Annotated in this window: 14 protein-coding genes; 7 read left to right on the top strand and 7 right to left on the bottom strand. The window is 71.0% G+C overall.

The window, feature by feature from the left end; genetic code table 11:
* Positions 1-99: 99 nt before the first annotated feature.
* Both FHS29_RS19175 and FHS29_RS19170 read left to right on the top strand, forming a co-directional pair.
* Entirely contained in the window at positions 100-651 is a 552-nt protein-coding gene (locus tag FHS29_RS19175; protein WP_184692196.1) for a hypothetical protein, read from the top strand.
* Between the two features lie 50 nt (positions 652-701).
* Positions 702-1,268, top strand: a complete 567-nt coding sequence (locus FHS29_RS19170) for a dihydrofolate reductase family protein (protein ID WP_184692194.1) — start codon at positions 702-704, stop codon at positions 1,266-1,268.
* A gap of 30 nt (positions 1,269-1,298) precedes the next feature.
* Here the strand turns inward: FHS29_RS19170 and FHS29_RS19165 are convergent, their stop codons facing one another.
* From FHS29_RS19165 to FHS29_RS19155, 3 genes are read right to left on the bottom strand one after another with little or no spacing between them, the layout of a single operon-like run.
* Positions 1,299-1,760, bottom strand: coding sequence for a TY-Chap domain-containing protein (locus FHS29_RS19165; RefSeq protein ID WP_184692192.1), 462 nt, complete (start codon positions 1,758-1,760; stop codon positions 1,299-1,301).
* On the bottom strand, positions 1,757-2,203 hold the full coding sequence (locus tag FHS29_RS19160) for a DUF6301 family protein (RefSeq protein WP_184692190.1): 447 nt from the start codon (positions 2,201-2,203) through the stop codon (positions 1,757-1,759). Before FHS29_RS19160 ends, FHS29_RS19165 begins: the two co-directional genes overlap by 4 nt.
* Position 2,204: 1 nt before the next feature.
* A complete protein-coding gene (locus FHS29_RS19155; RefSeq protein WP_184692188.1) occupies positions 2,205-2,372 on the bottom strand; it encodes a hypothetical protein in 168 nt (55 codons plus the stop codon).
* Positions 2,373-2,650: 278 nt separating this feature from the next.
* Between FHS29_RS19155 and FHS29_RS19150 the strand changes: the two genes are divergently transcribed.
* The gene (locus FHS29_RS19150) at positions 2,651-4,330 is read left to right on the top strand and encodes a caspase, EACC1-associated type (RefSeq protein ID WP_184692186.1); all 1,680 of its coding nucleotides are present in this window, start codon (positions 2,651-2,653) and stop codon (positions 4,328-4,330) included.
* 136 nt (positions 4,331-4,466) lie between these two features.
* Here FHS29_RS19150 and FHS29_RS19145 read toward each other — a convergent pair whose 3' ends face one another.
* Complete coding sequence (locus FHS29_RS19145; protein WP_184692184.1) at positions 4,467-5,093, bottom strand: TetR/AcrR family transcriptional regulator; 627 nt, start codon at positions 5,091-5,093, stop codon at positions 4,467-4,469.
* Between the two features lie 60 nt (positions 5,094-5,153).
* Between FHS29_RS19145 and FHS29_RS19140 the strand changes: the two genes are divergently transcribed.
* Both FHS29_RS19140 and FHS29_RS19135 read left to right on the top strand, forming a co-directional pair.
* A complete protein-coding gene (locus FHS29_RS19140) occupies positions 5,154-5,411 on the top strand; it encodes a hypothetical protein (RefSeq protein WP_221456328.1) in 258 nt (85 codons plus the stop codon).
* A gap of 708 nt (positions 5,412-6,119) precedes the next feature.
* On the top strand, positions 6,120-6,551 hold the full coding sequence (locus FHS29_RS19135; RefSeq protein WP_184692182.1) for an ATP-binding protein: 432 nt from the start codon (positions 6,120-6,122) through the stop codon (positions 6,549-6,551).
* A 409-nt stretch (positions 6,552-6,960) separates the two neighbouring features.
* Here FHS29_RS19135 and FHS29_RS19130 read toward each other — a convergent pair whose 3' ends face one another.
* The 3 genes from FHS29_RS19130 to FHS29_RS19120 all read right to left on the bottom strand — a co-directional run bounded on the left by FHS29_RS19130 (position 6,961) and on the right by FHS29_RS19120 (position 11,934).
* Positions 6,961-7,386 carry an ATP-binding protein gene (locus FHS29_RS19130; protein WP_184692181.1) on the bottom strand — a complete coding sequence of 142 codons (426 nt, stop codon included), beginning with the start codon at positions 7,384-7,386 and terminating at the stop codon, positions 6,961-6,963.
* Positions 7,387-7,486: 100 nt separating this feature from the next.
* Entirely contained in the window at positions 7,487-7,795 is a 309-nt protein-coding gene (locus tag FHS29_RS19125; RefSeq protein ID WP_184692179.1) for an STAS domain-containing protein, read from the bottom strand.
* Positions 7,795-11,934 carry a SpoIIE family protein phosphatase gene (locus FHS29_RS19120; RefSeq protein WP_312864984.1) on the bottom strand — a complete coding sequence of 1,380 codons (4,140 nt, stop codon included), beginning with the start codon at positions 11,932-11,934 and terminating at the stop codon, positions 7,795-7,797. Before FHS29_RS19120 ends, FHS29_RS19125 begins: the two co-directional genes overlap by 1 nt.
* 262 nt (positions 11,935-12,196) lie before the next feature.
* Here FHS29_RS19120 and FHS29_RS19115 point away from each other — a divergent pair, with 262 nt between their 5' ends.
* Together FHS29_RS19115 and FHS29_RS19110 are read left to right on the top strand one after the other, a co-directional pair.
* The gene (locus FHS29_RS19115) at positions 12,197-12,595 is read left to right on the top strand and encodes an STAS domain-containing protein (protein WP_184692175.1); all 399 of its coding nucleotides are present in this window, start codon (positions 12,197-12,199) and stop codon (positions 12,593-12,595) included.
* A 1,097-nt stretch (positions 12,596-13,692) separates the two neighbouring features.
* Positions 13,693-14,106 (top strand): hypothetical protein, encoded by a 414-nt coding sequence (locus FHS29_RS19110; protein WP_184692174.1) that lies wholly within the window; start codon positions 13,693-13,695, stop codon positions 14,104-14,106.
* Positions 14,107-14,249: the final 143 nt, after the last annotated feature.

Genomic DNA, 14,249 nt, shown 5'->3' with positions numbered 1-14,249 from the left:
ACCCCGCCAGCCGACCACCAACACCACAACCCGCCCCGAAAACCCCCACAACGCACAACTGCGGACAACCCTGGCACAACACCTGACCAGCATCCGCTGATGCCGCCGAGCGAAACGGTCGGGGACGCGTCGGCGATGAAGAGGGCGTGGTCGCCGAGCCGAAGGGACACCATGACCCGGCTGGACGCTTTGTTGGACGAAGCGGGGATGCGACCCGGATCGGTGACCTGCGCTGCGGTTCTGGGCGTGCTGGTCGGGATTGGGACGCTGATCGGCGGTGTGCTCGCCGTCGTGGTCCTGGTCGAGCCGCCGGCGGTGGGCTGGGTCGTGCTCCTCGCGTGGTCGGTGGTCGCGGTCCAGGTCGTGGCGTCGGTGCTGTTGACCGTGGGCGGGATGCGACTGGCGATGGGGATCGGGCGGAGTGCGCTGGTCACCGGTGCCGCGCTGGAACTGTTGGTCTGCGGGGCCTACCTGCTGCACGCCCTGACCTTGATCGCGCCCGACAGCGACAACGCGCCGGAAGCGGTCGTCATCTCCACCGCCGTTCCCGTCGCAGTCGCCACCGCGGCGGCGTCGAGTCTGTTGCTGACGCTGCGCCGCACTGCCACCGGCTACCTGCTGCTCAGCCGACGCACTGCTTCCGGGGCCTGACGGGCGACCTCGGTCGTGGAGTTTCCCGCGCTCCGGCATTCTGTACCACCATGGGAACGCTGACCTATGGCCTGAACGTCTCGGTGGACGGCTACACCGCCGACGCGAACGGCGACCTCGGCTGGGGCACGCCGGACGACGAGCTGCACCAGTACTGGAACGACCGCACCGGGCAGATCGCGCTGTCGCTGTACGGGCGCAAGCTCTACGAGCTGATGTCGGCCCACTGGCCGACCGCCGACCAGGCACCCGACGTGCCCCCGGTGGAGGCCGAGTACGCCCGGCTGTGGCTGGGGATGCGGAAAGTGGTCTTCTCCCGAACCCTGGAATCGGTCGACTGGAACTCCAGGCTGGAACGGGGTGACGTGGTCGAGACCGCCAGGAGGCTGAAGGCCGAGACCGACGGCCTGATGGAGGTGGGCGGTGCCACGCTCGCCGCGCCCCTGATCCGGGCCGGCCTCGTAGACGAGTTCCACGTGCTGGTCAGGCCGGTCGCGATCGGCGGCGGCACACCGTTCTTCCCGTCACTGGACACCTGGCTGAAGCTGGAACTGCTGGAGAACCGCACCTTCGCATCGGGCGCGGTCCTCCTGCGCTACAAGCCCGTCCTCGGCTGACCGGGTCACGATGGTGGTCGTCGCCTGCTGTCACCCGGTCGCGGACGGGATGCCCAGCCACGACAGCACCAGCGGGTTCTCACCCAGGTCCCGTTCGGCGGACGGAACCGCGCCGGACGGCCATTCCGCGTCGCGCCATGCCTTGTACACCAGCTCATCGGGACCGGGGAGCCCGTGGACATCGCGCAACGCCACCACACAGCGCGCCGCGATCGCGGCGTACTCCACCGTCAACGCGGGCAGCGGCGAGGAGCAGGTCCAGTTCGGCGGGTCGATGCCGGTCGGCGGCTTCCACCCGGCCGCGGCCATCCGGCCGGGATCCGCGGACGGCGCCGCCGCCTCGGCGTGCAACTCGTGCTCGCCGCCGGCGAACTGCACGAACACCCGGGGATCGGCGCGCGAGAAGACGACCAGGAAGACCCGGTCGGACACTTCCCGCAACGCCTCGGTGAGACCGCCGCCGAACGCCTCCCAGTCGGTCACCTCGGTCACCGGCCTTCCGGGGTGAGGAATCGGACCACGACGGACCTCGACGACAGCGTGACGGTGACCCGGGCGGCCCCCATCTCCCAGGTCGTGTCGGTGTGCCCGCGATCGCATCTGATGGACGGACGCCCCAGCCGGGCCGCCCCTTCGCGCACCGCCAGCGTGAACAGGTCGCCGAGGAAGGCCCTCGTCGCCGGTGTCTCCTCCGTGACCACGTCCGCGATCCGGAAGCGCACGGACGACACGGTGTCGATGCCCGACATCGACACCGCCGGTGGTGTGAAGGCCGGGTTGACCAGGTACCCCAGCCCGTCCTCGACCTCGATCGCCCAGCCGAGGCGGTCGACCGCCATCCGCTGGGCGTCGGCGCGGGACACCGGCCAGGGGACACCTGCCCAGAAGTCGACGGTCTCCCAGACCTCGGCGGGGGACATCGCTGAGTAGTCCACGTCAGCGCGTCCGCAACCGGGCGATGCGGCTGATCCCGCGCGTCTCGACCGGTTCGGTCCCGGTCGGCAGCGGGCCGCCGGAGCACAGGCCACGGGCGAGGACGAGCGCGGTGATCTCGTCGCGGATCGCCCTGCTCATCCTCGTGGCCGGGCTGCACAGCTCTGTCACGGGAGCCTCCACGACTATCTTAGGACAGGCCGGCCGAGGACCGCTCAACCTGATCGAGAGGCTCTCTTCGACCGCTCTGACCGCTTCGGGCGGGTGGTCAGATGTTCCGGAGCCGGGTGGTCACCTGTGCGTGCGGCATCGAGCGTGTCCCGGGTGATCGGACCGCGGGACCGGGTGGTCTCGCCTCGAAGGCGGCTGCCTCCGGAGGCACAGCTGCCCCGACAGCCCGCACAGCGGACGCCGGCCGGGCACCGGTGTCGGGTCAGTAGGATCGGCGGGTGCGGACCGCCCTGGTGATCACCGCCGGTCGGTACGCCGACCTTCCCCGACTGCACGCGCCGCGCCACGACGGCCGGCAGCTCGCCGAGGTGCTGGCCGACCCCCTGATCGGCGGGTACCGCGTCGAGTGGCTGCCCGACGCCAAGGCGGACCGGATCCGGCGGCGGGTCAACGAGGTCCTCGTCGAGGCGGGCATGGACGACGTGGTGCTGCTGTACTTCTCCGGCCACGGCGTGAAGGACGTCTCGGGTGAGCTGTACCTGGCGGCCGTGGACACCCGACGCGACCTGCTGCCCGCCACGGGCGTGTCCGCGGCGTTCGTGCGGGACCTCGTGGACCGCTGCCGGGCGCGGCAGGTGCTGGTGTGGCTGGACTGCTGCTTCGGCGGGGCGTTTCCCGAGGGGCGGACGCCGAAGTCCGGCGGCGACGTGGACGTCGTGCACCAGATCGAGCCGCCGCAGGGCTGCGCGGTGATGGCCGCCTCCACCGCTGTCGAGTACGCCTACGAACGCGGTGGCGACGTGGAGGGCGAGCCGAAGGGCTCCTACTTCACCCGCGCGCTCGTGGCCGGCCTGGAGACCGGCGACGCCGACCTGGACGGCGACGGGCACGTCGACGCCGACGAGCTGTACCGATACGTCTACCAGCGGGTCGTGGCGGAGACGCCCTGGCAGCGCCCGACCCGCAGCGGCCGGGTCACCGGCGATCTCCGCGTCGCGAAGAACCCGCGCGGTCCCCGCTCGGGCGACACCGGCTACGACATCCCGGTGGCGCCGGCCAGGCGCAACCGGTGGCGGTCGGCCGCCTACCCCGCCGTCGCCGTGCTGGCCGCCGCGGCCACGTGGTTCGGGATCGCCGCGTCCACCGGCGGGGACTGCGCTTCCGGCACCATCCGGCTCGTCGGGAACACCGCGTTCGCGCCGGCCCTGACCGCGCTCACCAGGCGGTACCGCCAGGACTGCCCGGCGGCTTCGATCCTGGTCGAGACCAAGGGCGACCTGGCCGGGCTGCGGGAGGTGGCGGGCGCGGTCGACGGGGTCGCCGCGATCTCCGACGAGTCGGCGGACCTGCCGGACCTGGTGTCGACACCGATCGCCGTCGGCCTGTACTCGGTGGTGGCCAACGAGAACGTCGGCGTCACCACCATCACCTCCCGGCAGCTGCACGAGATCTTCGACGGCACGCACGTCAGCTGGTCCACGTTGGGTGGCAGGGACGTGCCGATCCGCCTCGTCGGCAGGGGCGTCGAGTCGGGGATCCGGCGGAAGTTCGAAGACCGGCTCGGCGCGCCCGAGCCCCCGCTCTCGTCGGACGACTGCGAGAACGCCACCCGTCCCGCCCGTGTGGTGCGGTGCGAGCGCGGCACCGCGCGGCAGGTCCTCGACGTGGTCGATCGGGTGGCCGGCTCGGTGGGCTACGCGGTCGCGTCCGACGCCACGCCGTACTCGCACGTCATCCGGCTCAAGATCGACGGCCGGGAACCGGACTTCGGCCTGGCCGAGTCGAGCGGCTACCCGTTCTGGAGCGTGCTGCGCCTGCACACGCGCGGCGCGCCGAGCAAGGACGTGGCGTCGTTCCTGCGGTTCCTCGGCGGCGAGGCCGCAGGCGGCATGATGCTGCGCGAGCACTACCTGCCGTGCTCGACCGGCGGGATCCGCTCACCGCTGTGCGAGGGATGAGCCGACCGCACGGAGGGTCCACCCCGCCATTGGACCAACCGCAGCACAGCCCGGCATCCGGACCTCGGCATGGGCAGATGTCCGGCTCACTTCCCGGCCGCACGCCGGCCGCAGGGCTGAGCGGCCGAGGATGCGTTCAATGGTCTCCGAGTGCGTGTTCGGGCGGGGGCGCGGGCAAGGGGAAGACGGTGCGCAGTACGTGGGTGAGGATGGCGACGGAGTCCGCCGGCGGGGCGATCGTCTGTCGCAGGGCCAGTCCGATGCCCAGTGCGCCGATCATGACGACCGCTTGGTGCAGCGGCACCGCGGGTTCGAGGCGCAGGCGTCGGGCGTGCTCGGCGAGCAGGGCGGCGACCTGCTCGTCATGACCGCGCTGGACGGCGGCTACCAGGGCGGCGGTGTCGGGTTGCCGTGCCGTCGCGGCGAGCACTTCCGCGGCGGCGGCGCTCCACTTCGCCGCAGCCTCGTCCGTCGGGCCGGCGGGGATGAGTGCCGCGATCAGGGCGTCGCGGTCGTTGGCCTCGGCGAGGGCGTTCCGCAGCTGTCGCAGGTGGGTGTCCGCGTCGGCTTCGATGATCGCCAGCCACAACCCTTCCTTGCCGCCGAAGTGCTTGTAGACGGCACCTCGGGTGTAGCCGGCGTCGGCGGCGATCTCCTCGACCGTCGCTGCCAGGAAGCCGCGTCGCAGGAACACCTGCCGTCCCGCGTCCAGCAAGTGTTCGTGGGTGCGTCGCTGCTGTTGTGCCCGCGTCAGCCTGACCATCGCCCGCCTTTCAGTAACACCATGTTTCCAGATACATGATGTTACTCTACTGTCGGGTTCATGGAGTTGCTCTCGGCCGTGGCCACGTTGCTCAGCCTGCCGCTGTGCCTGGCAGGGTTCGCGTGGTACGCCGTGCGTGCCCGCCGCAGCGGCGGAGGCCAGGCGTTCATGTCGCCGTTCGAAGAGATCTGGGATCCGATCACCCACAGGACGAACATCGAGATCCGGATCGAGGCCGAGCGGAGTCCGCAAACACCCTCACCGGGCGACCCGCCCGCACCGCTGGGGCGTCTCCACGATCCGACCACCGAACCGTGAAGATCCGCCTGGACGTCCAGTCATCGGCATGTGCGGGTGTTCGAGCGAACTACCGCTCAGCGTGGACGTTCCGGTGCACGCCCCCGAAGGGGTGCACCGGCGGCTCCGTCGAACTTCCACGATGAGCAGTCCGGTCCGCGGCACCGCAGGGCGGTCGCCGCGGTGACCGGCCTGGCCGCTTACGAGAGCCGGTCGAGGATCCAGTCCACTCCCCCAGTTTGCCGGTGCCGTTCGCCACGCCGATCAGGCGCGGTATGCGCGGCCGGCAGCCACCCGACCGGTGCGCCCGAACCCACCCACGGTCGGCCCCGATCACCGATCGTCCCAGCCGCACCGCACCCGAGCGGGTGCCCACCGGGCGGGCGGCGGTGCCCCCGGCGCGGTCGGCGCCGCCCAGAACACCGGGTCGAGCGGCTACGGTCTGGGGTCGACGGCGACAGAGGACCCAGGTCGGAAACCTGCCCTGATCCGGTCGTCGCCCGGCGGGGGTCACGCAGAAGCCGGTGACCAGGACGGACGGGATCCCGCTACCGAGGGGGCAACGCTGCCTGAACGCACATGGGCAGCAGATGGGACAGCAGTGCGTACTCGAAGTACCGCGCGGGTGTCCGGGGCACGGGTGTGACGAGATCAGGCATGATTGTCCGCCGCGAGATCGGGGCAGCCGTGGGAGCAGTGCGTCGTCAAGCCGAGGACGGGGTGGAACGCGTGGCCGACAGTGATGCCGCGGAGGCGGGAAGACTGTCCTTCGCTTTCGACCTCGACGCGCTGTCTCCGCAGTTAGGGGTGGTGCGCCGCTGGGTCGGCGAGGTCCTGGCCGACTTGGACGAGGACGACCGGGACGACTGCGTGCTGGTGGTCAACGAGTTGGTGAGCAACGCGTTCGACCACGCCGTGGGTCCTCGCCGTGTCCGGCTCCACTGGTCGACGGGGCAGTGCTTCGTGCGTGTCGAGGTGGACGACGCGTCACCCGATGGGCTTGTTGTGGGCAGGTCGCGTCTGGGCGGCAGCCGCGGCCGGGGGTTGATCATCGTGGAGCGTCTGTCCAAGGACTGGGGTGTCGACGCACGGGTGACGGGCAAGACCGTGTGGGCCGAGATCTCCTGCTCGTCGGCCACGGCCGTCCGCGACGGCCGGTAGAGCGGACCGGGCGCGGTGCGCACCGGATTTCGAGCCGCCGGTTCGCACCGCGCAACCAGACCGGCGTGGGCGCTGGTTGCTCAACGACACCGCGTCGAGCCTGGCCCACCACTTGCGCGGTCCCGTCGTCCCCGGCACGCCGGAAACGACATCTCTGGTTTACACCCGCTCGCGGGACGGTAAACGCCGATAGCACGTGCGCCGCACAGCCCTGCGGAAGTCCGCTGGGCTTGCGGCTGCTCGCGCGAGGTCGAGGGCTTCCCGCAGCTTCGGTCGCACCCGCAGCACCTCCACGGTCCCGGTGATCTGCCGTGTCCTGAGCACCGGATGTCGACCAGCGATTGCATGGCGGTGACGAGTACAGCCGCACCGGGATCGGATTGGCCTGGCGCCACGCGACACGAGACCGTCACTCGCAGGCAGATTCCTCACCCGGGTCGGCGCCGCAGTCGATGACCGCCCAGACCGTCTTGCCGCCCTCGGGCCGGAGCCGGAAACCCCACTCCTCGGACAGCGCCGACACCATCGTCATCCCCCGGCCGCGATAGGCCCCCAGGCGGGAGCGACCGACCACGGGCGGGTTCTCGGAGATGTCGTCCACCTCGACCCGGATCCGGCAGGGCTCCCTGTTGTGCGTCATCCGGACCCGGCACGGACCCAGGGCGTGGTCGTAGACGTTGCTCACCAACTCGGTGACCACCAGCGTGAGGTCCATCAGGGAGTCGTACCCGACCCAGCCGAGGACCTCTCCGGCCCATCGGCGCACGGCCACCACCTCGGACAACCGACTGGCGGGGATGTCGAGCGTGAGCGGCTCGGCTCTCTCGGCCACCACGGCCATGTCACCTCCCGGCTGCCCGCGGTGCGGGCTGCTCCATACGGGCCCGTCCGACTACTACCCCGCCGAGCCGGAGATCAACCCTGAACGCGGGCGGTCAGGGGTGCGCGGAGTCGGGTGTCGTGGTGTGCACGGTGGTCAGGTCGGTGAGGCCGGAGATGGTCAGCAGAGGCATCAGCAGGGGCCGGACGACGAGTTCCAGGCGGTCGGCGTGGGTGAACAGCACGGCCAGCGCTGCGCTGTCGAGGTAGTCGACGGCGGTCAGGTCGACCAGGAGACGACCTTCGGTGGCCTCGACGGCCCGGGCGAAGTCGGCGCTGTTGCTCAGGTCGATCTCGCCCGCGACGGTCAACCGGGCGGTGCCGTCCGGTCGCGTGCCCGGCGTCAGGGTGAGCGGGGTGTTCATCAGCGGATCCTCAGGTTCATGTCGATGGTGGTGCCGGTCGACGCGCGGGTGATGGTGATCTGCTGCATCACGGCCCGCATCAGGCGAATACCGCGGCCTCGTCGGGTGTCGCCACCGGGCTCGGCGGGCTTCCAGCGGCCCGAGTCGGTGACGGTCAGGCGCAGGTGGTCGGCGGAGGTCTCGGCGCGCAGCCGGACCGGGCCACCGGGTGCGTCGCGGTGGCCGTGCTCGATGGCGTTGGCGCACGCTTCGCCGGCGGCGAGCAGGACGCCCTGCGCGGTGTCGACCGGCAGCCGGCACTTGCCGAGCCAGGTCCGCAGCGCGCTGCGGACGGACGCGAGCTGGGACGTTTCGGCGGGGAAGGTCACCTCCAGCGGAGCGGGGTGGCGGTAGAGCAGGAGGGCGACGTCGTCCTCGTAGCCGGGGGCGGGGGCGAGCCCGCTCATCACCCGGGTCGCGAGGTCTTCGACGGAGACGTCCCGCCCGTCGTGGACGGCCTGGCTCGCCTGCCGGATGCCCTCGTCGAGCGGGCGGCGCCGGCGTTCGACCAGCCCGTCGGTGTAGAGCAGCAGCGTGGCGCGGGCGGGAATGGTGAACTCGGCCTCGGGACGGGTCCGGCCGGGCCGGACGGCCAGCGGTACGGAGCGCCCCTGGTCCAGTAGGGCGGTGCTGCCGTCGGGGAGGGCCAGGATGCCCGGCGGGTGCCCGGCGACGGTGTAGGTCAGGTGCCCGGTGGCGGGGTCGAGGACGCCGCAGAACACCGTGCTGCAGATCGCGCCGGGAACACTCGCGGCGAAGCGGTCCAGCGCCATGAGGGCTCGGGCGGGGCTGGGGTCCTGCAGCAGGAGGGCGCGGCAGGCGCTGCGCAGCTGTCCCATGACCGTGGCGGCCCGCAACCCGTGGCCGACGCAGTCGCCCACGACGATGCCGATCCGGCCGTCGGGCAGGGTGACGATGTCGTACCAGTCGCCGCCGACCTCCAGGCGACTGGTGGCGGGCTGGTAGCGGACCGCGAAGCCCTCCGGGAGGTGCGACGGACCGAGGATGGCGCGTTGCAGGGTGATCGCGGTCTCGCGTTGCTGGTCGAGCTGGTGGACGCGGTGCAGGCCCTCGCCGAGCCGCCCGGCCAGCAGCGACAGCAGCAACCGGTCCTCGTCGGTGAACGGTCGGTGGTCACCCGTGTCGACCCACAGCACCAACGGGCCGTCGGGGTGGTTGAGCCGGATCCCCGCGCCGGTCTGCTCCCCGACCGGGGTGAGCGGCGGGTGCCGGCGCAGCTCGGTCAGCGCCCGGCGTCGGGACTCGGTGAGCCGGTGCCAGGCCGCCGACGGGTCGGTGGCGGTCAGTGCCGGCTCGTCGCCGTGGTCGAAGACGGCGGCCAGCACGCTCCTGGCGCGCCACAGGCCCTGGAGTTCGGCCAAGGCGCCGGTCAGCGCGTCGGCCAGGCTGGTGGCCTCGGACAGGCGGGTGCTCAGCGCCGCGAGCGCGGTGTCGCGTTGGACGGCGTAGTGCTCGGCGGTGACGTCGCGGAAGGTACCGACCATCACCGGGCGTCCGCTGTCGGGCGACCGGGCTTCGTTGATGGCGGCGCTGATCCACAGCCGGTGCCCGTCCCGGTGGGTGACGGGGATGGTGCGGCTGCCCTGCCGCCGTTCCAGCAGTGCCGCGAAGGCGGCGGCGACCTGCCCGTGGGCCTCGGGATCGGTCTCGGCGTCGGGCCACCACGGGTGGACGGGGGTGTAGGGCAGGCCGTCGGCGCCGTATCCGAGGATGTCGGTGAACGCGGTGTTGATCTCGATGACGGCTCCGTCCGCGTCGCAGACGAAGAACGCCTCCTGCAGGGAGTCCACCAGCGCGGTGCGCCAGCGCGCGTGGTGGCCGCGCAGCCGGGCCAGTTCCACGTTCGCCCGCACCCGCGCCAGCAGTTCGGCCGCCGCGAACGGCTTGACCAGGTAGTCGTCGGCGCCGGCCCGCAGGCCCTCGATCGACGCCTCCTGCCCCGCACGGGCCGACAGCAGCAGGACCGGCACCGACGCGGTGCGCGAGTCGGCTCGCAGGGCCGCCACCAGCGCGAGCCCGTCCAGGCGGGGCATCATCACGTCGCTGACCACGAGGTCCGGGACGTGCTCGCGGGCCGCGTCCAGCGCACGCCGGCCGTCGTCGACCGTGTCGACGTGGTAGCCGACGCCGGTCAGGATGCGGGCGAGGTACTCGCGCATGTCGGCGTTGTCGTCGGCGATCAGCACCCGGGCGGCGACGACCGCACCGGGGTCGGCGGCCGGGCCGAAGAGGGCCGGATCGTCGGGTTCGTCGCCGGGCAGCCAGCGCAGCGCCTCCTGCACGAACGGGTCGGCGGTGGCGGAGACCGCCAAATCGCCGGCGGCGGGCACCAGCGAGTCGGCCGGCAGGTGGGCGGTGCCGAAGGGCAGACGGATGGTGAAGGTGGTGCCGACACCTTCGCTGCTGTCGGCGGAGATCGTGCCGCCGTGCAGACCCACCAGTTCCCGCACCAGCGCCAGCCCGATCCCGCTGCCCTCGTTGGACCTCGAACGGGCGTTCTCGATGCGGTGGAACCGCTCGAACAGCCTGGGCAGTTCCGCGGCGGGCACGCCGGTGCCCGTGTCCGCCACGGTCACCACGGCGTGCGTGCCCTCCGCTCGCACCGCGACCCGGATGGAACCGTCGAAGGTGAACTTCAGCGCGTTGGACAGCAGGTTGAGCAGGACCTTCTCCCACATGCCCCGGTCCACGTGGACCGGCTCGCCCAACGCCGGGCAGTCGATCACGTACTCCAGGCCGGCCCGGTCGACGGCGGAGCGGAAGACGCTGGCCAGCTCGGCGGTGACGGTGGACAGGTCCACCGGTTCGTACCGGGCCTGCATGCGGCCGGCCTCGAAACGGGCGAAGTCCAACAGCGTGTTGACCAGCTTGCTCAGCCGCAACCCGTTGCGGCGCACCACTTCCAGCTCCTCGCGGGTCCGCGCGTCGGAGTCGCCCAGGCGGCGGCGCAGCTCCTCCAGCGGCCCCATGATCAGGGTCAGCGGCGTGCGGAACTCGTGGCTGATGTTGGAGAAGAACGCGGTCTTGGCACGGTCCAGCTCCGCCAGCTCCTCCGCCCGCCGCTGCTGCGCCTGGTAGCCGCGGGCGCTGGCGATGCCCGCCGCCACCTGCCCGGCCACCAGCTCGACGAAGCCCCGGTAGCCCTCGTCCAGCGGCCGGTACCGGTTCAACCCGGCCACCAGGAACCCGACCGGCGCGCCGCCCTGCTGCGGCAGCGGCACCGCCAACGCCTGCGCGGGCGGTGCGGACCAGTCCCCGAACGGCAGGTCCCCGAACGGCGGGCCGTCCAGCTCCACCAGCGCCGCCTCTCCCCGGGCGGGCTCCGACACCGGCCACGGCGCCCTCTCGTCATCCGGGTCCAGCACGTCGGGCGCGGCCGGGTGCCCGGTGGGGATGCCCGTCGACGCCGCCAGCCGGGCCCGGCCCTCGTCGTCGAACAGGTACGTCAGCGTGAACGGCAGGTCGCGGAAGTTCCGCTCGAGCTGCCGGGCGACGAAGGCGAGCGTTTCCTGCTCGGTGCGCACCACCCTCGGGTCGGAGCCGAGGTCCCGCAGCGTGGCCATCCGCCGCTCGCCGATGACGCGGTCGGTGTCCTCGCTGACCACGCAGAGCATGCCCACCACCGCGCCCGCGTCGTCGTGCAGCGGGCTGTAGGAGAACGTGTGGTAGGTCTCCTCGGGGTAGCCGGACCGCTCCAGGAACAGCAGCAGTCCCTCGTCCCACGTCGCGGTGCCGGTGGTCAGCACCTTCTCGATCCGGGGGCCGATGTCGCCCCAGATCTCGGCCCACACCTCGTTGGCCGGGCGGCCCAGCGCCCACGGGTACTTCCGGGCCAGCGTGTCGCGCCGGTAGGCGGCGTTGCAGAAGAACGTCAACTCCGGGCCCCACGCCATCCACATGGAGAACCGGGACGACAGCACGATGCTCACCGCTGTGCGCAGGCTCTGCGGCCACCCGTCCGGCGGCCCGAGCGGCGTGGCGGCCCAGTCCACCACCGCGAGGTCCGCCCCGATTTCACCATCGGCGGAGAACACGTCCTCCACTTGCGGTGCCCGCTCCCCGTCACCAGACCGCGCCACCGGCCACCCTCTCGTCCACGGGAACCGCATGATCAGCGGACCCGGGCCCGCATCGCTGCAGCCTACCGGCCTGACCGTCTCTTTTCCCGACAGCGCAGAGCCGCGAGGGCGCCGCTTGCCGGAGATCGACCCGCACGCCCGGTCCTGATGTCGACCACTGGTCATGTGTGACTGCCGGCGGCCGACTACCGTCACCCGTTGGCAGCGGAACGCGGGGTGACGCCGCTCGTCGAGGATGTACACCAACGGCAGGAGGCCGCCCATGAGCGAGGAGCCCACGTCGGCGCCGATCACCGTCCGCGCCGACACGATCGGCGACGTGCCGGTGTTGCGGATCGCCGGGGAGCTGGACATGCAGACCACCGAGGTGGTGCGAGGCGAACTCCTCGTCCGGCTGGACGTAGCGGGCGGGCCCCTCGTGCTGGACCTCACCGAGGTGACCTTCCTCTCCTCCAGCGGCTTGGCCCTGCTGGTCGAAGCAGCGCAGCACGCCGAGCGACGAGGCACCGCCTTCGTCATCGCAGCCGCCCACCGCGCGGTGCTGCGACCGATCCAGGCGACGAACCTCGACGAGGAGCTGCCCGTCTACCCGCGACTCGACCATGCGCTCGCCGCGCTGGGCGGACCGACCGGGGCACGAACATCGTCACCCGGCGATTGATTGGTCGCCGACGTCGTGCGGAGCGGGCCGACAAGGTGATCCGCGTTTTCGTCACATGAGGCGTCCCCGTCCCTGAGCTGCGCCAGCCTCGTGGGTTCCCACCGCCGCAGCGGCATGCTGACCTCTTACGGCCGGCGTCGACGCTCGTGCATTCCTTCGGCCGATAGCGCCTGCGGACCCCGGACAGCCGCGAGCGCTGGCGCCCGACTTGCTCGCGGGCGCTGTGCAGGAACAGCACGCCGCCCAGGATCGCGGTCCACAGACCATGTCTGAACGGGAACAGCAGGCACGCAGCAACTCGGTGGTGAGGAGGTCCATCAGCGACAGGCCGTTCTCCGTGAACATCGCCCGCTTCATGATGCCGAGCGGTGACGCGTTCCACTGGTTCTTATCGCCGCGGAATCACCGTTCGATCAGCAACCTCCCGCCTTATGCCTCTCCTCCGACCTCATCGCGCGAGAGCTTGGATCAGGCCCGTTCAGGAAATGCTGGTCATGTGTTGCCACACAACCGAGTCACTGACCGGCAACTGGTCACCTCGGCATGCAGCACCGTCCGGTCTCCTGTGGGCGACGGACAGCAGCTGCCCGTGACGCCGATACCGCCGCCGCAACCTTCTCTGCAATTTTGCGGACAGCGCGTGACAGAGCATGCACAGCAGTCTTTCGGCGTGTCGCACGAGCGAGACCCCCTGAACAGACGGCGGGAACTAGCATCTGGTCACGCGGAAGCAGTCACGTCCTCAGCACCGTGAACTCCACACGATTGGATTCAAAGCGGTAGCGGTAGCACGGATCGGTTGAGCTGCCTGGAAACACGACGTACACGTTGGACCAGCGACCTCGGAGAACGATCGGATGGAAAGCGTTACGCCACACAGTCCTGATGCAGAGTCGGAGCCGTCCGGAAGCACGCTCCCAACGCCGCCACAGGCTCGGAACGAGTTGATCGGGGACGTGCACGGCGCATCGGTGCAAGCAAGCGCCGTGCACGGTGGGATTCACTTCCACCTGGCATCCTCGTCCTCACCGGCGCCACAGGTGGCATCTGGCGGTATCCGCCACACTTCGCGGATCGTAGCGGGATGGGTGCGCACCTTGACCGTCTTGCTCCTGGCAGGTGGCTTTGGTTCCTACTTCATCAACGTCTCGGTCGGGCAAGGGTCGCTGAGTCGGAACCTGGCGGCCGACGCCGTACTCTTGGTGCTGGCCGGGACACTGTTTGCAACGCGGTGGAGACTGGCCAAAGCGACTGAGATGTCGTTCCCGACGTACCTTGGAAAGCTACTCGCACGCTGCACGCCCGGAAGCATGATCGCGACGTCGACCCCGGTTCTCACGATGATCGCGATCGCCGTCATCGTGCTGCTGTCGACATCCGTGGTGACTCCGACCACCGGCTCGGAGTTCACCGCCGCGCAAGGCCGGAACGGCATTTTGATCATCTTTGCCGCTCTGGGTTGTCTGGTGGGCAACATCCTCGTGGACCGATGGCGGAACCGACCGCGGTGAAGCCGGCGTAGGGCAGCCGGGACGGCGTTCGCACTCGGACGCCGCGGGTGTCCACGTCGGGATCGGCAGGGCACCCGAACGCGAAGCGATGATCACGTCCGCAACGCCCAAGCACCCCCGATGGACGCCCCGCGAACGGAACA

It is taken from the genome of Saccharothrix tamanrassetensis (assembly GCF_014203665.1).
Classification (GTDB): Bacteria; Actinomycetota; Actinomycetes; order Mycobacteriales; family Pseudonocardiaceae; genus Actinosynnema; species Actinosynnema tamanrassetense.
Note: the sequence above shows the minus strand (reverse complement) of the source record. Positions and strands in the feature narration are given on the sequence as shown.